The sequence below is a fragment of the Streptomyces sp. ActVer genome, assembly GCF_027270795.1.
Lineage (GTDB): Bacteria > Actinomycetota > Actinomycetes > Streptomycetales > Streptomycetaceae > Streptomyces > Streptomyces umbrinus_A.
Window position 1 is genome coordinate 1 of sequence record NZ_JAPWHT010000191.1, and the last position, 18,314, is coordinate 18,314.

An 18,314-nucleotide genomic window follows, 5' to 3' on the forward strand; every position below is an offset into this window, starting at 1 on the left:
GCCGTCGGGCCCGCCGTGGACACGCGGCGCGGCGGCAGGAGCGAGCCCACCGGTTCGACACGCCCGGCGGCCCCGAAGCCCCAGTCGAGCAGTGAGCGCGCCTCCTCGTACACGGCGAAGCCGCCCGCCTGAGGAGCCATCACCGTGACGACGAGGGTGCGCCCGTCCCGGCGCGCGGCGGCGACGAGCGTGTTGCCCGCCTGCGAGGTGTAGCCGTTCTTGACGCCGACGAGCCCCTTGTAGGGCGCGACGCCGTCGGCGCCGGTGAGCAGCCGGTTGGTGTTCTGGATCTCGAAAGACCAGCCGTCGGCCGGGAACTTGGCGCGGACGGTGGCGGCGTACCGCGCGAAGTCCGCGTTGCGCAGCCCGGCCCGCCCGAAGACGGCCAGGTCGTACGCGGACGACACCTGGCCCGGCGTGTCGTACCCGTCGGGCGAGACGACCCGCGTGTCGCGGGCGCCCAGGGACTGGGCCTTGGCCTGCATCTGGGCGGCCGTGCTGCGCCAGCCGCCGTTCATCTCGGCCAGTACGTGCACGGCGTCGTTGCCGGAGTTCAGGAAGACGCCCCGCCACAGGTCGGCGGCGTTGTAGGTGCGCCCCGCGGCGATTCCGACCCGACTGCTGCCGGGGCCGACGCCCGCCAGTTCCTCCTCCGTGACGGTGTGCCGGACCGCCGCGGGCAGCACCGGCAGCGCGGTCAGCGCGAAGAGGGTCTTCAACGTGCTGGCGGGCGGCAGCTTGAGATGGGCGTTGAGTGCCGCGAGTACTTCGCCGGTGCCGGCGTCGGCCACCACCCACGACCGCGCGGAGACGTCCTGCGGCACCTTGGGCGCCCCGGCCCGGGGCCGTACCTGGGTCCCGGGCCGGTCCAGTGCCGAGGGCCGCGCGGTGGCGGGTTTCGACGCGGAGGCGTGGGGAGTGGCCGGGGTGGCTCCGTCGTGGGCGGCGGCCGTTTTCGGCGCGAAGGCCAGCGCGCCCACCACACAGGCGGCGGAGCAGCAGACGGCCGCACGCGAAGGAAGTCCGATTGTCATACCGCCAACCTAGGAACGCGCTGGTCACATCTCCGGCTGCCCGGGCCGGGCGGCGGCATCGAGCACCCGGATGCCGCAGCGGCCCTGGCCCTGCCCGGTCCTGGGCGGACCCCCGACGTCCACGTCTACTGACCTGTGGGCACGGTCGGCTGGACCTGCCGCAGGAACGTCGCGTTGTCCGGGGTCCGGCGCAGCTTGTCCAGGAGCGTCTCCAGTCCGGCCTGCGGGTCCCCGCGGGAGAGCAGGGCGCGTCGCAGGCCGCGTACGGTCCCCAACTCGGCTGCCGGGACGAGGAGTTCCTCGCGGCGGGTGCCGGACGGGGTGATGTCGACGGCGGGGAAGATCCGTCGGGACGCGAGGCCGCGGTCCAGGCGGGGCTCCATGTTGCCGGTGCTCTTGAGCTCCTCGAAGTAGTAGTCGTCGGCGCGGGAGCCGGTCTCCACGAGGGCGGTGGCGATGATCGTGAGCGAGCCGGCCTCCTCGGTGAGGCGCGCGGCTCCGAAGAACCGCTTGGGCCCGTGCAGCGCGGCCGCGTCGACACCGCCGCTGAGGGTGCGGCCACTGGTGGCGGCCGCGTTGTTGTGCGCCCGGCACAGCCGGGTGAGCGAGTCGAGGAGGATCACGACGTCCTGGCCCGCCTCGACCAGCCGCTTGGCCCGCTCCACGGCCAGCTCGGCGAGCGCGATGTGCTGCTTCGGAGCCTGGTCGAAGGTGGAGGCGAGCACCTCACCCCGTACGGAACGGCGCATGTCGGTGACCTCCTCGGGCCGCTCGTCGAGGAGTACCACCATCAGATGGGCCTCGGGGTGGTTGCCGGCGACGGCGGCGGCCATCTGCTGGAGGAGCACGGTCTTGCCGGTCTTGGGCGGGGCGACGATCAGGCCGCGCTGGCCCTTGCCGATCGGCGCGGCCAGGTCGATGAGGCGGGTGGTCGCACCGCCCGCCGGGTGTTCGAGCCGCAGCCGCTCACGCGGGTGCAGCGGGGTCAGGTCATGGAAGTGCGGGCGGCCGCGGAGCTCTTCCGCCGGGCGGCCGTTGACCCGCTGGATCTCGGTGAGAGCGCGCTGCCTGCCGCGTACGCCTTCGACGAGGTCGCCCTTGCGCAGTCCGTGTCGGCGGATCAGCGCGAAGGAGACCTGAAGGTCGGCGGGCCCGGGAAGCAGGCTCTGGGCCCGCAGGTGGCCCTGCCCGTTCGAGTTGATGTCGAGTACGCCGGTGGCCTGCTCCTGTGTGACGGGAGTGGGCGGGCGTTCGAGTGTGGTGGTCATGGTGGGTGTCCTTTCGCGGACGGTTCATGTGGTCATGAGGGATGGGGGAGAGGCCGGATCGGGGGCGGTATGGACACACCCCGGCTCGGCGGAGACATCACCTCTCGTGCCGCGCCGCGTACGGCGGACGGGAAGACCCGTGGCCGGACATGCCGTAGAAGTCGCACGACTCGCACGTCTTGTGCCCGTACGAGGAGAGGTGGTGCGGAGAAGCTGCTTCGCCGGTCGGAAGGGACGGGCGGTTCAGCTGGATGAGAGGTAGTTCAGCACCGGCGCCCGAGAAAGAGGCGTACACAAGTGCTGATGGCACTGTAGCACTACCCCCTCCGGCGAGGGCCGGATGGCCGGATCCCATGGCGTTGACACGGGAGAGGCCTCGCGTCACGGTGGTCGGCATGGTCGATGCCGGGATCGTCGAACGCGTAAGGGAACTGCGGCCGTTGATCCGGCGGAACGCGCTTCGGGCCGAGCGGGAACGGCGCGTGCCCGACGAGGTCGTCGCCGCGCTGACCGGCACCGGCATCCACCGGATGAACGTCCCGCGCCGCTACGGCGGTTACCAGACCCCGCTGCGCACACAGGTCGACGCCTTCGCCGAGATCGCCGTCGAATGCGGCTCCACGGCGTGGATGACACTGAGTCAGGCGGGGGTCTCGTACATCGCGGCGCTCTTCCCGGACGAGGCGCAGGACGACTTCTTCACCGGATCGAACGGGCCCGACGCGAGGATCGGCGGCACGCTCGTCCCCGGCGCCACGGCGGTGCCGTATGACGGGGGCTATCGGGTGGACGGCGCCTCGGCCTTCGCGACCGGCTGTCATCACGCGGACTGGCATCTGCTGACGGCCGCGGTCACGCCCGCCGACGGTTCGCCGCCGGAAGGGCCGCCCGAGATGATCTGGGCCGCGGTACCGATGTCCGAGCTGGAGATCCTGGACGACTGGCATGTCACAGGTCTCGCCGGTACTGGCAGCAACACCGTCGTGGCCCGGAACATTCCCGTCCCCGCACATCGCGTGCTTCCGGTCGGTCCGATGCTCGCCGGGCAGATCCAGTCCAAGGCCAACGCGGACGACCCCTTCTACCGCATGCCCGTGTTGCTGTTGTTCTGTGCCTGGGCCGCGCCGGTGGCACTGGGCCTGGCCCGGGCGGCGATGACGGAGTTCGGCGAGCGCATCCACCGGCGCGGCATCACGTACACCTTCTACGAGCGGCAGAACGAGGCCACCGTCACCCATCTCCAGGCGGCCGAGGCGCAGATGAAGATCTCCAGCGCCGAGCTGGTGGCCGCCCGGCTGACCGCCGAGATCGAGACCAAGGCCCGTGACGGCGCCGAGTACACCTTGGCGGAGCGGGCCAGGATCCGGGCCGAGAGCGGCTATCTGACCCGCCTCTGCAAGGAGGCCGTCGATCTGCTCGCCTCCGCCGCCGGCGCCTCCTCGCTCCAGCGGGAGGTGCCCATGCAGCGCATTGCCCGTGACATCAACGCCCTGTCCCTGCACTCCTTCATGAACCCGGCCACCAACCTGGAGATCTACGGCCGTGTCCTGTCGGGAGTAGACCCGGGAACGCCCTTCCTGTGACGGTGACGGACGGCGGCGAGGGCGACGGCGGCGACGACAGTCAGGAGATTCGGTTGGACAGCACCCCTGCCATGAGCACCCCTGCCACCCCACCGCACCGGATGGACCCGGCCGGCGGCTGCCCGCACGCCGACAACGCGCGCCTCCTCGCACGCGGCGCCGTCGCGTCGGTCGTCCTGCCGGGCGGTGTGGAGGGCATGGCGGTCCTCGGGCACGAGGCGCTGAAGGAGTTCCTCGCCCACCCCGAAGTCGCCAAGGACGCGGGGCACTTCACCGCACTGCGGGAGGGGCGGACAGCCAAGGGATGGCCGTTGGCGACCTTCGCGACCGTACGAGGGATGACGACCGCGGACGGCGACGACCACCGGCGGCTGCGCTCACTGGTCAGCAAGGCGTTCACCGCCCGGCGGGTCGAGCAACTGCGGCCCCGGATCGAGGAGTTGACGGACGGACTCCTCGACGACCTGCACCACGCGGCCGAACAGGGCGGGGGAGTCGCCGATCTGCGTGAGCACTTCGCGCTGCCGCTCCCGATGGGAGTCATCGGGGAACTGCTCGGCGTCGACGCCGAGTACCGAGACCGGCTGCACCACCTCTCGAACCAGGTCGTCGCCACCGACATCCGCCCCGAGAAGGCCCTCGCCGCGAACAGGGAACTGGTGGCCGTGCTGGGCGCGGTGGTCGCGGACCGAACCGAGCGGCCGGGCGACGACCTCACCAGCGCGCTGATCACCGCCCGGGACGAGGGCGGCGACCGGCTCACCCACGAGGAACTCATCGGCACCCTGGTACTGATGATCATCGCCGGGCACGAGACCACGCTGAACCTCATCACCAACGCCGTACGCGCCCTGTGCGGCCACCGGGACCAGCTGGAGCGGGTCACGAAGGGCGAGGCGAGCTGGTCGGACGTGGTCGAGGAGACCCTGCGCTGGGATGCGCCCGTCAGCTACTTCCCCTTCCGCTATCCCGTACGGGACCTGACGGTCGACGGGACCGTGATTCCCCGGGGCACGCCCGTCCTCTCCGGCTACTCGGCCGCCGGGCGCGACCGGGCCGCGCACGGGCCCGACGCCGACCGCTTCGACGTCACCAGGCCCGCCAGGCCCGGCACCACCCGGCATCTGTCCCTCGGCCACGGCGCCCACTACTGCCTCGGCGCCCCGCTGGCCCGGCTGGAGTCCACCATCGCCCTGGAGCGGCTGTTCGCCCGCTTCCCCGGCCTCGACCTGGACCTGCCCGAGGCCGACCTCGCCCGTCACTCCAGCTTCGTGGGCAACAGCGTCCGGGCACTTCCCGTACGGGTGGCGTCGAGGGTGTCACCGCGGGTGTGAAGGTCCGCTCTCCCGAATAATCATGGCGACGTGCCGATGAATCATGGGGATGTGTCGATCCGGCGGTGGTCCGTTCGTCGGTGAGGTGCAGGGACCAGAAACTGAGGGAATCCAGGAGGGCCGGTCATGAAGTACGTGATGTTCATCTGCACCCCTGTCGGCGGCGAGGAGCTCAGCCCCGAGGAGATCGCCGACGACCCCCGTTTCACCTCGTACATCGACGAGGTGCGCACCAGCGGCGTGGTGAAGGGCGGCGCGAGGCTGCGGCCGGCCGCCGACGCCACCACCGTGCGCGTCCAGAGCGACGAAGTCCTGCTCAGGGACGGGCCGTTCGTGGAGTCCAAGGAGTATGTTGCCGGCTTCGACATCATCGAGGTCGCCGACCTCGACGAGGCCATCGCGCTGGCGTCCAGGCATCCCGCCGCGCTCGGCGGCGGTTCGGTGGAGGTGCGGCCGGTCTGGGAGTGAACGAGAACGAGGGGTCGGACGGCGTCGAGGAGGCCGTCGCCGTCGCCTTCCGTGAGGAATGGGGCCAGGTCGTCGCCACCCTGATCAGGGTGACCGGCGACTGGGACCTCACCGAGGAGTGCGCGCAGGACGCCTTCGCGCAGGCCCTCGACCGGTGGCGGCGCGACGGAGTACCGCGCCGCCCCGGCGCCTGGCTGACCACGACCGCGCGCAACCGAGCCATGGACGTGCTGCGCCGTGAGGCGGTGGGCGCGGCGAAACTGCGGGAGGTGGCGGTGCTGGCACGGGACGGGGGACCGTTCGACCCGCACGACCCGGACTTCGACAACGACAGCGGGGTCACCGACGACCGACTGCGGCTGCTCTTCACCTGCTGCCATCCCGCGCTGCCCATCGAGGCCCGGGTCGCCCTGACCCTGCGCACCCTCGCGGGCCTGACCACCCCCGAGATCGCCCGCGCCTTCCTCGTCCCCGAGGCGACGATGGCGCAACGCCTCGTGCGCGCCAAGCGGAAGATCCGCAACGCCGGGATCCCGTACCGCGTACCGCCCGCGCATCTGCTGCCCGAGCGGACGACCGGCGTGCTGGGAGTGGTGTACCTGCTGTTCAACGAGGGGTACGCGGCCACGTCCGGCGCCGATCTCCTGCGGACGAACCTCTGCGCGGAGGCGATCCGGCTGGCGCGGGTGCTGGCCCGCCTCATGCCCGACGAGCCCGAGGTCCTCGGCCTGCTCGGGCTCCTCCTGCTGCACGACGCCCGGCGGAACACCCGCGTGGACGCGGCCGGTGACCTGGTCACCCTGGAGGACCAGGACCGTACGGCCTGGGACCGGGCGGAGGCCGACGAGGGCGCCGCCCTGCTGGAGACGGCGCTGCGCCGCGGGCGGCCGGGGCCGTACCAGATCCAGGCCGCCATCGCGGCCTGCCATGTCACCGTGGCCGCGGCCGAGGAGACGGACTGGGCCGACATCGCCGCGCTGTACGGGGAGTTGGCGCGTTACGTGCCGTCGGACGTCGTCAAGCTGAACCGCGCGGTGGCCGTCGGCATGTCCGAGAGCCCCGAGGCCGGTCTGGCCCTCGTGGCGGAGCTGGAGAAGGCGGGCGATCTGGCCGGGTACCACCTGCTGCCCGCCACCCGGGCGGACCTCCTTCGGCGCTCGGGACGGACGAGGGAAGCGGCCGAGGCGTACGAGAAGGCGCTGGAGCTGGTGGAGAACGACGCCGAGCGGCGATTTCTGGAAAAGCGGCTCGCGGAGTGTCGATCGGCGTAGGCGCGGTTCGTCGGTGGGGCGAAAGCACCCGACGACACCGGAGACTCCGATGACCGCCACTGTCTCGACCATTCCAGCCGTGCCCGCCGTCCCCGTCCGGCGCACCGACAAGCTCCTCGCGCTGCTGTCGCCGCGCCGCCGACGGCCCGTGTCCCATGTGACGCGACCCTCGACCAGCCACAGCACGGGCGGCGGCACCCCGGACAGCGGCCCGGACGTCTGGCTCGCGGGCCTCCGGCTGGGGAGCTGAACCGTGGCCGCCACGACACCAGAAATCCGGACCGGCACGACCCCCGGCCCCGCCCCCGATCCGCGCCGCTGGAGTGCCCTCGCCCTGCTCTGCGTGGCCGGGTTCATGGTCATCCTCGACGCACAGATCGTCGTCCTCGCGCTGCCGTCCATCGCCGACGGACTCGGGTTCACCGCGGGCGGCGCCCAATGGGTGATGAGCGCCTATCTGCTCAGCTTCGGCGGGCTCCTGCTCCTCGGCGGACGGGTCGCCGACCTGCTGGGCCGCCGCCGCGTCTTCATGACCGGCACCCTGCTCTTCGCGATGTCCTCACTGCTGTGCGGGTTCGCCTGGACGGCCGGCGTGCTGGTGGCCGCCCGCGCCGTGCAGGGCGTGTCGGCCGCCGTCATGGCACCCACCGCGCTCTCCATCCTCCTGAACACCTTCGAGGAGGGCGCCGAGCGAAACAAGGCCCTCGCCCTCTGGTCCGGCAGCGGCGGCTTCGGCGCCACGGCGGCGCTGCTGATCGGCGGCCCGCTCACCGACGTCCTCGGCTGGGAGTGGGTGTTCTTCCTGAACGTGCCCGTCGCGCTGGTGCTGCTCGCCCTGAGCCCGGTACTGCTGCGCGAGAGCCGCACCGAGGCACGGATCCGCTCGTACGATCCGGCCGGCGCCCTGGCCGTCACGGCGGCGCTCCTCGCCTGTGTCTACGCCGTCGTCGATGCGCCCCGGGCCGGATGGCTGTCGGCGCAGACGCTGGGCCTGCTGGCCGCCTCCGCCGCTCTGGCGCTGCTGTTCGTACGAGTCGAGGCCCGGTCGAAGGCACCTCTCGTGCCGTTGCGACTGCTGCGCTCGCGTGGGGTGAGCGGCGGGAACCTCGTGGTGTTCCTGCTCGGCGGCAGTGCCTTCGGGATGTCGTACACGCTCTCCCAGTACGGGCAGGGCGTTCTCGGCCACTCGCCGCTGCGCTTCGGCCTCTACAACGTCGTGATGCCGGTGACGGCCGTGATCGGCTCGTACGCCGGACAGGCCCTGGTCACCCGTGTCGGCCCGCGTCCGGTCGCGGTCGGCGGGCTCACGCTGGTCGGCGTGGGCAGCCTGCTGCTGGCCGGGGTGCCGGTGGACGGCGGGTTCGTGCGCGACCTGTTCCCCGGGCTGCTGGTCTTCGGGCTGGGTCTCGGTGCCTGCGCGGTCGCCGGTTCCATCGCCGCGCTGACCGGAGTGGGGGAGCGGGAGTCGGGGGTGGCCTCCGGGATCAACACAGCGGCCTTCCAGATCGGGGGTGCCTTCGGTGTCGCCGTCGTCTCCTCGGTCGCGGTGTCGTACACGAGCGGGGCGGACCGGCTCGCGGCCCTCACAGCGGGCTACCGGGCCGCGTTCGTCGCGTGTGTCGTCCTCGCGGTGGTCGGGACGGCCGTCGCACTCGTCCTCCTCGGCCGGAGGCGACGGCCTGCCGGGCGCAGCTCTGCCGGACCCGGGCCGGACTACCCGAGCACGTCGAAGATCCCGAACCCGAAGCCCTGAGCCGTGACGGTGTCACCGTCGGTCCCGACACCGGATGCCTCCAGGGCTCGCCCCGGCCGGATGTCGTCGAGGCGGTAACTCGCCTGCCCCTGCTGGGGGTTGACGACCACGAGATACCGCCCGCCGCGTACGTACACGAACGGGTATCCGGCGTGCAGGACCTCCACCGAGCCGCCCGCCCCGAGTTCCGGGGTCGTCGTGCGGAGAGCGATGAGACGGCGTACGAGATGGAGGAGGGACGTGTCGTCGGCGCGCTGGGCGGCGACGGTGGGGCGGTCGGGGGCGGGGTCGACCGGCAGGTAGGGGTGGTCGGACGTCGAGAAGCCCGCGTTGGGGCCGTCGTCCCACTGCATGGGGGTGCGGGAACCCGCCCGGTTGTAGCGCGGGCCGAGCACGCTGCCCTCGGTGTCGGGGAGGTCCGGGATGTAGCGCATACCGATCTCGTCGCCGTAGTAGATGGCGGGGAGCGTGGGCCAGGTGAGCTGGAAGGCGAAGGCGGCGGGGAGCTGTTCGGCCGTGCGGGGGCCGCAGTTGAGGCGCGAGAAGTCGTGGTTGGCGGTGGGCAGGGAGATGAAGCCGCTGTCACCCAGGGCGGACGAGGCCCGCTGCCAGCCCTCGACGAACGGGCGGGGCGAGCCCTGGCCGCTCGGGTCGAAGAAGCAGTCGAGCGGGTCCCAGGTCTCATTGACGGTGCCGGTGCCGTTGCTCCACAGCGAGCGCAGCGCCAGGCCGTCGGTGGGGCCGCCGAAGTGCAGGAAGAAGTCCGTGTGGAACCCCGCCGGAACCGACACCTCGGGCTCGCCCCACTCGGAGAGCAACACCGCGTCCGGGTGCGTACGGTCCAGCCAGTGGCGCAGCTCCGCCCAGATCCTGCTCGTCCCGGCCTTGTCCGGGTCGTCCTTGACGAGCGAGGCGGCCATGTCGACGCGGAAGCCCGAGAGGCCGAGGCTCAGCCAGTGGTCCATGACCGTGCGCAGGGCCTCACGGTTGGCGCGCGGACCTTCCGCGTCCACCGGCTGCCGCCATGGCTCGGCCGAACTCTCGCGCGCGTAACCGAAGTTGAGAGCGGGCTGGAAGTCGAAGAAGTTCGGCAGATACGCGCCCGGCCGGCTTCCGGGCGAGGCCACGAAACCGTCCGGCCGGCCCTCCGGCGCCCAGATGTAGCGATGGTCGTCCGGATCGTTCGCCGAGGCCCTGAACCACGGGTGCTCGGCGGAGGTGTGCCCGGCGACCAGATCGAGGAGTACGCGGATGCCGCGGCGGCCCGCCCGGTCGACGAGCTTCGCCAGGTCGTCGTTGGATCCGTAGCGCGGAGCCACGTTCAGATAGTCGGCGACGTCGTACCCCGCGTCACCGAACGGCGAGACGAAGCACGGGTTCAGCCAGACCGTGTTCACCCCCAGCCAGACCAGATGGTCGAGACGCTCGGCGATGCCGTCGAAGTCACCGGTCCCGTCGCCGTTCGAGTCCGCGAACGACTGCGGATAGATCTGGTAGAACACGGCATCGGCCAGCCAGGAGGGTGCGGGACGGAAGGAGTTCATGGGTGGAGAGTGACAGCGCGACCGAAGCCCGGGGAAGGCCGCGCCATGGCCAGAGCCTGGGGCGGGCGCGCCCCAAAGGGGCGCGGGGAACTGCGCGACAAGCCGCAACGAACCCGCAGGCGAATCCCCGCACCCCAGTGGAACGCCTACGCTGAGCAGCCATGTTCACCCCGCAGGGCCCCACGTTCCGCGAACTCGCCGTACAGGCGCTGTCGTCCGTCGAGCACGGCTACGACCTCCTCGCACCGAAGTTCGACCACACCCCCTTCCGTACGCCGGACTCGGTGCTGCGGTCCGTCGCGCGGGCACTCAGGAGGATCGGCCCGTTCGAGAGCGGACTCGACCTGTGCTGCGGCACCGGCGCGGGCATGGACGTGCTGCGGTCGGTGTGCCGGGAGCAGGTCACCGGCGTCGACATCAGCACCGGCATGCTCGCCGTGGCCCGGGAACGGGCGGCACGCCCCGGCGGGCCGTCGGCCACCTGGGTACGCGGTGACGCCCGCGCCCTTCCGTTCGGTCCGGCCTTCGACCTGGTGGTGAGCTTCGGGGCGTTCGGACACTTCCTGCCCAGTGAGCTGCCGGGGCTGTTCGCGCAGGTCCGCTCGGTGCTCCGGCCCGGCGGACGGTTCGCCTTCCCGATCGGCGCCCCCGCCCGCCCCGGCTCGCGCGGCTACTGGGCCCTGCTCGGTTTCGACGCGGCGATGCGCGTACGGAACGCCGTGTGGCGTCCCCCGTTCGTCATGTACTACCGGGAGTTCCGCCTCGACGACGTACGACGGGAACTCGCCCGCGCCGGTTTCTCGGTGGAGCTCTACGCCCTCCCCGAGTTCGGGCGCCGGAGTGACGGCAGCCCCTGCTGTCGGATGGTGGTGGCGACGAAGGCGGGTAGTGAGGGGTAGTTGCCGGCGGGGCTCCTGGAGCGGCTACTCAAGCCCGGAGATCCGGAACACCGTTCGTGCCGTCTCCCGGTCCAGCCGTTCCGACAGGCGCCGCAGCTCCGTCGTACCGCAGACGAGCGAGCCGCCCGCCGCCGAGGCCCGCGCGCCCTCGTCCAGGAGCCGCCACAGCGCGGGGTTGGCGACCAGGACCCGGGGATCGAACTCGACGCGTCCGCCGAACTCGTCGCGCAGGACGAGGCGTTGGGCCACCCCGTCCGAGCGGCACACCGCGACGAGCCGGTCCGTGCACACGGACCGGTGCCCGAACAGGCCCTGGCACACGAGCTCGCCCTCGCACGCGGACACGCGGGCGGGCAGCAGCACGGCGAACAGGACGAAGGCCAGCGCCGCCCACAGCAGGAACCGCAACGCCGTGAGGCGTCCCGAACCCGCGTCGAACACCAGCAGCAGCCCCAGCATCAGCACGGCACAGCCCACGGCCGAGCGCGCCTCGCCCGCCCACGCGCGGTCGTGCACCCAGGTGCCGTCGTCGTACGCCGGCACATCGGGGAAACGACCGGACGCGGGCCCCTCGATACGTCGAGACATGGCGGCGACGGTAGGCACGCGCGTCACGCCGTGGGAGCGACTTGATGCTTCGCTGACTCTCCGGCCGACGAAATTGACGCGTGTCGTACGGCGCCCGTCCGGAATGCAACCACCCGTCACCGTCCGTAGCCGCCTGTTGGCTGGTGCGGGGGGTGCCGGTCAGTGTCGGCTCAGGTCGCTGTCCTCGCGCGCCCTCGTGTAGGCGGGCTCGCCGCGGCGGACCGAGCCCGGTGCCCGGGCGCTGGGACGGTCGGCGCGCGCCGAGGAGCTCAGCTGCCAGGGGACGCTGGTGACCATCACGCCGGGCGTGAACAGCAGACGGCTCTTCAGCCAGAGGGCGGACTGGTTGTGCAGCAGGTTCTCCCACCAGTGGCCGACGACGTACTCGGGGATGAACACCGCCACGACGTCCCGAGGGCTCTCCCGCCGCAGCGAGCGCACATACTCGACCACCGGCCGCGTCACCTCGCGATAGGGCGAGTCGATGACCTTGAGGGGCACGTCGATGCCGTACTCCTCCCAGCGCTCCCGCAGCGCGAGGGCCTCGTCGCGGTCCACCGACACCGTCAGTGCCTCCAGCCGGTCGGGCCGGAGGGCGTGCGCGTACGACAGTGCCCGCAGGGTCGGCTTGTGCAGTGTCGAGACCAGCACGATGCCCAACACCCTTGAGGGCGGGACGAGTTCCTCGCGCGGATCCGTCACGGCGAGCTCCGCGGAGGTGGCGTCGTAGTGCCGGCGGATGCCCCGCATCATCACCCACAGCACGATCGCGGCGAGCACCGCCAGCCACGCGCCCTCCAGGAACTTCGTGGCGAGCACGATCACCAGGACGAGGCCGGTGACCACCGCGCCCAGCGCGTTGATCACGCGCGCCGAGTGGTGGCGTCGGCGCAGCGCCGGGTCGGTCGTGGCACGCAGCTCACGGTTCCAGTGCCGGACCATGCCCGTCTGCGACAGCGTGAACGAGGTGAAGACGCCCAGGATGTAGAGGTGGATGAGGTTCGTGACGTTCGCCTGGAAACCCCACAGCAGCAGACCGGCGACGACCGCGAGCGCCAGGATGCCGTTGGAGAAGGCGAGCCGGTCGCCGCGGTTGTGCAACTGACGCGGCAGATAGCGGTGCTGGGCGAGGATCGAGGAGAGCAGCGGGAAGCCGTTGAACGCGGTGTTCGCGGCGAGGACCAGCACCAGCGCGGTGGCCGCCTGGATGAAGTAGAAGCCGACACTGTTCTCACCGCCGAACACGGCGGCCGCGATCTGTGCGATGACCGTGCGCTGCGTATGGCCCTCGCAGTTGCCGTCCAGGCCGGTGAGCCGGCAGGAGTCGTCGGTGATGTGCACCTTGGAGACGATCGCGAGCGTGGTGACACCGACGAACATGACGATCGCGATGGCTCCCATCGCCACCATCGTGGCCGCCGCGTTCTGCGACTTGGGCTTGCGGAAGGCCGGCACGCCGTTGGAGATCGCCTCCACACCCGTCAGCGCCGTACAGCCGGACGAGAACGCGCGCAGGACCAGCATCAGCAGCGCCAGCCCGGCGAGATTCGCGTCCCCGGGCTCCGGTGTCACGCCGTACTTCGCGCTCTCGGCGACCGGCGCGTCACCGAGGAGATAGCGGACCAGACCGGTGCCGACCATGATCAGCACGCCGCCGATGAACAGGTACGTCGGCGCCGCGAAGGCGTTCCCGGACTCGCGGGTGCCGCGCAGGTTCATGGCGGTCAGGACCGCCACGAAGGCCAGCGCCAACGGGACGCGGTAATCGGCCAGTTGGGGGATCGCCGAGATGATGTTGTCGACCCCCGAGGCGACGGAGACGGCCACCGTCATCACGTAGTCGACGAGCAGCGAGGCCGCCACCACCAGACCGGCCGACGGGCCGAGATTCGTGGAGACCACCTCGTACGAGCCACCGCCGCTCGGGTAGGCGTACACCACCTGGCGGTACGAGAGCACCACCACCGTCATCAGGGACACGACCGCCAGCGCGATCCACGGCGTGAAGTGCAGATACGCCAGCCCGCCGAGGGTGAGCACGAGCAGGATCTCCTGCGTCGCGTACGCCACCGACGACAGCGGGTCGGAGGCGAAGATCGGCAGGGCGAGCCGTTTGGGCAGCAGTGTCCCCTGGAGCTCTTCACTGCGCCTGGCCCGGCCGATCACCAGGCGTTTCAGCAGACCCGTCACGTTGAACACGGCGCGAGCGTAAGCGCGGGAGCGGCCCGAACCCGGGGAGCCCTGCCCGGCGGGGCGTCAGGACCGCGTCAGGTTCGGCGAGATCGCTACGGATGGCGTAAGAGCCGGGGCGGGGACCGTGCCTGCCGATCGGCCCGGCTGCCTCCTGGCCGGAAGCGCCCTGCGCGGCGAGATCCCCGACGGTTCATCTGTCCTTCGTACGCGCCCATCAGCCACGACGGGCCGTTGTCAGTGGGCCGCGCTAGTCTGCGCAGATCTGATTGTTTGGCCCGATCTGGGAGGTTTTCATGGCCTCGCGCCTCAATCCGTACATCAGCTTCGACGGTGACGCCAGGCAGGCGTTGGAGTTCTACAAGGAGGTCCTCGGCGGCACACTGGCGCTGAACACCTTCGGGGAGTCCGGTATGGCGGACAGCCCCGAAGCGGACAAGATCATGCACGGCATGCTGGAGACCCCGAGCGGGTTCACGCTGATGGGCGCCGACACCCCGCCGGGCATGAAGTACACCCCGGGCGGCAACTTCTCGGTGAGCCTCAGCGGTGACGACGAAGCCGAACTGCGTGGCTACTGGGAGAAGCTGTCCGCCGACGGCACGGTGGCCGTCCCGCTCGAGAAGCAGATGTGGGGCGACGTGTTCGGCATGTGTACGGACCGGTTCGGCATCCCCTGGATGGTCAACATCAGCGAGACACAGGCCTGAGCCTGCCACCCTCAGGAAACCGGGCCCGGAGGCCCGTCCCAGGTCCCGCCGACCCGACGGTCGGCGGGACCTCGCTGTATCCGCCGTCGCGGCCGTCACCGGCGCCGGGCGGCCCGTGGAGCAGGGACGAGGGTCTTGCTCCGGGGTTCCCTCGCGTCAGCGTCCCGTCAGTCCGCGGCGGTTCTCCGTCAGCATCCCGTCATGAAGCGCGTCGGTGGCCGGGGGAGTCCGGGGGAGCGGGCATACCTTCGTGGCACGCCCCGGGTTCGCCTCCCCGCGCCGGGGCGGCATCACGCCCCACCACCCGGATCCTCCAGGAGGCATCCCATGACAGACCTCGCGTGCGCCGAAGACCCCGAGCCCTCAGAACGGTTCCCGGCCGGGCCCCTGTACGTACCCGTCCGGCCGGGACCAGCAGGATGCTCGACCCGGCTGTTCCGCACACCCCTCGGGGCCCGGACCGCCGTCGGCTTCACCAGCAGTGAGCGGCTGACCGCCACCCTCGGGGACGGGCAGGCCTGGATCCGGCTCGCCGAGCCCGTGCTCCGCGCCCTCACCGAACCGCTCGGCGTCACCACGGTCACCGTGGACCCGCAGTTCTCCGCGCCCCTGGCCGGACCAGCGCCCCGCGCATGGGATCCGCGGGCCGCCGGGGTGCCGCGCGCGAGCGGGGCGAACACCCGCGCCGTACGGGCCGTACGGACCGTCTGAGGCCGGAAAGGGAACCCGCGATGACCACTCTGCACGAGCCCGCCGTCACCAACCGCGCCGCCGACGACCTGTCGGTGTGGCCCGCCTCCACCGTCCGGCACGACCGGGGAGACCTCGCCGTCGGCGGCGTACCCCTCACCGAGATCGCCGACCGCTTCGGCACCCCCGTCTACGTGCTCGACGAGGGCGAGGTCCGCGCACGCAGCCGCACCTACCGGGCCGCCTTCCCCGAGGCCGAAGTCCTCTACGCCGCCAAGGCGTTCCTGTGCCGTGCCATGGCCCACTGGGTCGAGGAGGAGGGCCTCGGCCTGGACGTGTGCTCCGCCGGTGAGCTGGAACTCGCCGTCACCACCGGCTTCCCGCCCGAGCGGATCGTGCTGCACGGCAACGCCAAGTCGCCGCACGACCTGGAGACCGCGCTGCGCCTGGGCGTCGGACGCATCGTGATCGACAGCCCGTCGGAGATCGCGCGGCTCGCGGCGGCGGTCGGCCCCGACGGACACCAGAGGGTGATGGTGCGGGTCGTCCCCGGCATCAGCGCAGGCGGCCACGAAAAGATCCGGACGGGCACGGACGACCAGAAGTTCGGCCTGACCCTCACCGACGGCTACGCCCAGCACGCCATCGCCCGCATCCTCGACCAGCCCCAACTGCAACTCACCGGCCTGCACTGCCACCTGGGCTCGCAGATCACCAGCGTCAAGCCGTATCTCGCGGCCGTACGACGCATGGTGGGGCTGATGGCCCGCGTGCGCGACGCCCACGGTGTCGTACTGCCCGAACTGGACCTGGGCGGCGGCCACGGCATCGCCTACCGGCCGGGGGAGGAGGCGCTCGACCTCACCACGCTGGCCCGCAAGGTGCGCGCCGGACTCGTCGAGAGCTGCGCCGCAGCCGGACTGCCGGTGCCGCGGCTGCTGATCGAGCCCGGGCGCGCCATCGCCGGACCGGCGGGCCTCGCCCTCTATCACGTGCTCGCGGTGAAGCGGACCGCCGAGCACACCTTCGTGGCCGTGGACGGCGGGATGAGCGACAACCCGCGCCCCGCGCTCTACGGAGTGCGGTACGCGCCCCGGCTGATCGGACGCCACTCCACCGCGGAGGCGGACCCGGTCACCGTGGTCGGCCGGCACTGCGAGGCGGGCGACATCCTCGCCTCGGACGTGCGGCTGCCCGGTGACGTACATCCGGGCGACCTGCTGGCCGTGCCGGTGGCCGGTGCGTACCACCTCTCCATGGCCTCGGGCTACAACCTCGTCGGACGCCCGCCCGTGGTCGCCGTCGACCGCGGTCACGCCCGGCTCCTCGTCCGCCGGGAGTCGCTGGAGGACATCCGCAGCCGGGACGTCGGCCTGTAGGCGAGGACCCACCTCCGGGCGGGTGACGGCCCGTCCTCGCCCGGAGGTGTTCGTACCGGTCAGCGGCCCGGTGCCCCATACGCGGAGTGAACGGAATTCGGTGGCACACTGACCCGGTCACCGAAGGAGCCCAACCCGTGCCCATGATCAGCAGCCTGAGCAGAGCGGTGCGCCGCGCCTACCGCCGCACTGTGGACCTCAGCCATCCCGCCCGTTCCCCGCTCGGCAGCGCGGTGGTGAACTGCGTGGTCTACCGCGAGGGCGGACGGCAGCCCGGCGACTGGGCACCGGCCGAGGCCATCCGGCGGGCCCGCAAGGGCAGGGGCGGCTTCGTCTGGATCGGACTGCACGAGCCCACGGACGAGGAGTTCGCGGGCCTCGCCAAGCTCTTCGGCCTCCATCCGCTGGCCGTCGAGGACGCCGTGCACGCCCATCAGCGGCCGAAGGTGGAGAGGTACGACGACACGCTGTTCGCCGTCTTCAAGACCGTGCGCTACGTCGAGCACGAGCAGCTCACCGCGACGAGCGAGGTGGTGGACACCGGCGAGCTGATGGTCTTCATCGGCCGCGACTTCGTGATCACCATCAGGCATGGCAGCCACGGCTCCCTGGGCCCGCTCCGCGAAGCCCTGGAGAGCCTGCCGGAGCAGCTCGCGAAGGGGCCCTCCGCCGTCCTGCACGCCATCGCGGACCATGTGGTCGACGACTATCTGGAGGTCACGGACGCCGTACAGAACGACATAGAGGCCGTCGAGACCGCCGTCTTCGCCGAGCACACGGCACGCGGCGACGCCGGTCAGATCTACCAGCTCAAGCGGGAGCTCCTGGAGCTCAAACGGGCCGTGGTCCCGTTGGCCCGCCCCCTGCAGATCCTCGCCCACGAGCCGCCGGCGGCCCTCTCCCCGGACATCCAGCCGTACTTCCGCGACGTCGCCGACCATCTCGCCCGCGTCACCGAGCAGATCAACGCCTTCGACGGGCTGCTCGACTCGATCCTCCAGGCCCACCTCGCGCAGGTCACGGTCGCCCAGAACGAGGACATGCGCAAGATCACGGCCTGGGCCGCCATCGTCGCCGTCCCCACCATGATCTGCGGTCTCTACGGCATGAACTTCGACCACATGCCCGAACTGCGCTGGACGTACGGCTACCCCCTGGTCCTCGGCGTCATCGCCACCCTCTGCTTCGTCATCCACCGGGGCTTCAGGCGCAACGGCTGGCTCTGAGCCGAGGACGGTCGCCCCCGGCCGGAGGGGCAGGGGGCAGAGGTCCGGCACGCCTGCCATCCGGCACATGACTCACGCCTGCCATCCGTCACACGACTGCGGTCGCGGACCGGTGTCGCTCAGAGGTCCGGTTCGTCGAGTGCGCCGTCCAGTGCGAGCCGGATCGCCGCCTCCGGGCTCAACTCCCGTCCCTCGCGCACCGCTTCGGTGAAGACGGTGTCGCCGAGGGCCTTGCGGAGGTGGCGTGCGTACTCCCGGCGGAAGACGGTCGTCCCGGTGTCGCCGAGCTGGGGGAGCCCGGCCGCGTGCCAGAGGCGGGTGCCCGCGCCAAGGAGGCGGGCGGCGCGTTCGGGCTCGCCGCGGGAGGCCTCAGCGGC

At 71.5% G+C, this 18,314-nt stretch carries 16 protein-coding genes and 1 pseudogene; 11 read left to right on the plus strand and 6 right to left on the minus strand.

Annotated elements, in window-relative coordinates:
* Together O3Q52_RS27995 and rho are read right to left on the minus strand one after the other, a co-directional pair.
* The coding region (locus tag O3Q52_RS27995) for a D-alanyl-D-alanine carboxypeptidase family protein (protein ID WP_269651485.1) at positions 1-1,034 on the minus strand (1,034 nt) is incomplete at its 3' end.
* A 125-nt stretch (positions 1,035-1,159) separates the two neighbouring features.
* Positions 1,160-2,302, minus strand: coding sequence for a transcription termination factor Rho (rho, locus tag O3Q52_RS28000; RefSeq protein ID WP_269651486.1), 1,143 nt, complete (start codon positions 2,300-2,302; stop codon positions 1,160-1,162).
* Between the two features lie 395 nt (positions 2,303-2,697).
* On the opposite strand from rho, the gene O3Q52_RS28005 reads away from it, so the two are divergent.
* The 6 genes from O3Q52_RS28005 to O3Q52_RS28030 all read left to right on the plus strand — a co-directional run bounded on the left by O3Q52_RS28005 (position 2,698) and on the right by O3Q52_RS28030 (position 8,711).
* Complete coding sequence (locus O3Q52_RS28005; RefSeq protein ID WP_269651487.1) at positions 2,698-3,885, plus strand: flavin-dependent monooxygenase; 1,188 nt, start codon at positions 2,698-2,700, stop codon at positions 3,883-3,885.
* A gap of 71 nt (positions 3,886-3,956) precedes the next feature.
* The gene (locus O3Q52_RS28010; protein WP_269651488.1) at positions 3,957-5,219 is read left to right on the plus strand and encodes a cytochrome P450; all 1,263 of its coding nucleotides are present in this window, start codon (positions 3,957-3,959) and stop codon (positions 5,217-5,219) included.
* A 126-nt stretch (positions 5,220-5,345) separates the two neighbouring features.
* Positions 5,346-5,687 carry a YciI family protein gene (locus O3Q52_RS28015; protein WP_269651489.1) on the plus strand — a complete coding sequence of 114 codons (342 nt, stop codon included), beginning with the start codon at positions 5,346-5,348 and terminating at the stop codon, positions 5,685-5,687.
* Positions 5,684-6,958, plus strand: coding sequence for an RNA polymerase sigma factor (locus tag O3Q52_RS28020; RefSeq protein ID WP_269651490.1), 1,275 nt, complete (start codon positions 5,684-5,686; stop codon positions 6,956-6,958). Before O3Q52_RS28015 ends, O3Q52_RS28020 begins: the two co-directional genes overlap by 4 nt.
* A gap of 49 nt (positions 6,959-7,007) precedes the next feature.
* Positions 7,008-7,208: a hypothetical protein gene (locus O3Q52_RS28025; protein ID WP_269651491.1), complete on the plus strand. Its 201-nt coding sequence runs from the start codon at positions 7,008-7,010 to the stop codon at positions 7,206-7,208.
* A 3-nt stretch (positions 7,209-7,211) separates the two neighbouring features.
* Positions 7,212-8,711: an MFS transporter gene (locus O3Q52_RS28030; protein ID WP_269651492.1), complete on the plus strand. Its 1,500-nt coding sequence runs from the start codon at positions 7,212-7,214 to the stop codon at positions 8,709-8,711.
* On the opposite strand, the gene O3Q52_RS28035 is transcribed toward O3Q52_RS28030, so the two are convergent.
* A complete protein-coding gene (locus tag O3Q52_RS28035) occupies positions 8,672-10,255 on the minus strand; it encodes an alpha-amylase family glycosyl hydrolase (RefSeq protein WP_269651493.1) in 1,584 nt (527 codons plus the stop codon). The two genes, O3Q52_RS28030 and O3Q52_RS28035, sit on opposite strands and share 40 nt — an antisense overlap.
* Before the next feature lie 161 nt (positions 10,256-10,416).
* Here O3Q52_RS28035 and O3Q52_RS28040 point away from each other — a divergent pair, with 161 nt between their 5' ends.
* A complete protein-coding gene (locus tag O3Q52_RS28040) occupies positions 10,417-11,154 on the plus strand; it encodes a class I SAM-dependent methyltransferase (RefSeq protein WP_269651494.1) in 738 nt (245 codons plus the stop codon).
* A 24-nt stretch (positions 11,155-11,178) separates the two neighbouring features.
* On the opposite strand, the gene O3Q52_RS28045 is transcribed toward O3Q52_RS28040, so the two are convergent.
* Together O3Q52_RS28045 and O3Q52_RS28050 are read right to left on the minus strand one after the other, a co-directional pair.
* Positions 11,179-11,742, minus strand: coding sequence for a hypothetical protein (locus O3Q52_RS28045; RefSeq protein WP_269651495.1), 564 nt, complete (start codon positions 11,740-11,742; stop codon positions 11,179-11,181).
* A 159-nt stretch (positions 11,743-11,901) separates the two neighbouring features.
* Positions 11,902-13,941: an APC family permease gene (locus O3Q52_RS28050; RefSeq protein ID WP_269651496.1), complete on the minus strand. Its 2,040-nt coding sequence runs from the start codon at positions 13,939-13,941 to the stop codon at positions 11,902-11,904.
* 287 nt (positions 13,942-14,228) lie between these two features.
* On the opposite strand from O3Q52_RS28050, the gene O3Q52_RS28055 reads away from it, so the two are divergent.
* The 4 genes from O3Q52_RS28055 (at position 14,229) to corA (ending at position 17,937) form a co-directional block, all read left to right on the plus strand.
* Positions 14,229-14,642 carry a VOC family protein gene (locus tag O3Q52_RS28055; protein ID WP_269651497.1) on the plus strand — a complete coding sequence of 138 codons (414 nt, stop codon included), beginning with the start codon at positions 14,229-14,231 and terminating at the stop codon, positions 14,640-14,642.
* 327 nt (positions 14,643-14,969) lie between these two features.
* Entirely contained in the window at positions 14,970-15,353 is a 384-nt protein-coding gene (locus tag O3Q52_RS28060) for an SAV_915 family protein (RefSeq protein ID WP_269651498.1), read from the plus strand.
* Between the two features lie 20 nt (positions 15,354-15,373).
* A complete protein-coding gene (gene lysA, locus O3Q52_RS28065) occupies positions 15,374-16,711 on the plus strand; it encodes a diaminopimelate decarboxylase (RefSeq protein WP_269651499.1) in 1,338 nt (445 codons plus the stop codon).
* A gap of 143 nt (positions 16,712-16,854) precedes the next feature.
* The gene (corA, locus tag O3Q52_RS28070) at positions 16,855-17,937 is read left to right on the plus strand and encodes a magnesium/cobalt transporter CorA (RefSeq protein ID WP_269651500.1); all 1,083 of its coding nucleotides are present in this window, start codon (positions 16,855-16,857) and stop codon (positions 17,935-17,937) included.
* A 119-nt stretch (positions 17,938-18,056) separates the two neighbouring features.
* Here the strand turns inward: corA and O3Q52_RS28075 are convergent.
* Positions 18,057-18,314 (minus strand): annotated as a pseudogene (locus O3Q52_RS28075) (hypothetical protein); the annotation flags it as partial.

Coding starts and splice junctions, on each gene's coding strand:
- rho (WP_269651486.1), bottom strand. CDS start 2,302: ATGACCACCACACTCGAACGCCCGCCCACTCCCGTCACACAGGAGCAG.
- O3Q52_RS28005 (WP_269651487.1), top strand. CDS start 2,698: ATGGTCGATGCCGGGATCGTCGAACGCGTAAGGGAACTGCGGCCGTTG.
- O3Q52_RS28010 (WP_269651488.1), top strand. CDS start 3,957: ATGAGCACCCCTGCCACCCCACCGCACCGGATGGACCCGGCCGGCGGC.
- O3Q52_RS28015 (WP_269651489.1), top strand. CDS start 5,346: ATGAAGTACGTGATGTTCATCTGCACCCCTGTCGGCGGCGAGGAGCTC.
- O3Q52_RS28025 (WP_269651491.1), top strand. CDS start 7,008: ATGACCGCCACTGTCTCGACCATTCCAGCCGTGCCCGCCGTCCCCGTC.
- O3Q52_RS28035 (WP_269651493.1), bottom strand. CDS start 10,255: ATGAACTCCTTCCGTCCCGCACCCTCCTGGCTGGCCGATGCCGTGTTC.
- O3Q52_RS28040 (WP_269651494.1), top strand. CDS start 10,417: ATGTTCACCCCGCAGGGCCCCACGTTCCGCGAACTCGCCGTACAGGCG.
- O3Q52_RS28045 (WP_269651495.1), bottom strand. CDS start 11,742: ATGTCTCGACGTATCGAGGGGCCCGCGTCCGGTCGTTTCCCCGATGTG.
- O3Q52_RS28055 (WP_269651497.1), top strand. CDS start 14,229: ATGGCCTCGCGCCTCAATCCGTACATCAGCTTCGACGGTGACGCCAGG.
- O3Q52_RS28060 (WP_269651498.1), top strand. CDS start 14,970: ATGACAGACCTCGCGTGCGCCGAAGACCCCGAGCCCTCAGAACGGTTC.
- lysA (WP_269651499.1), top strand. CDS start 15,374: ATGACCACTCTGCACGAGCCCGCCGTCACCAACCGCGCCGCCGACGAC.
- corA (WP_269651500.1), top strand. CDS start 16,855: ATGATCAGCAGCCTGAGCAGAGCGGTGCGCCGCGCCTACCGCCGCACT.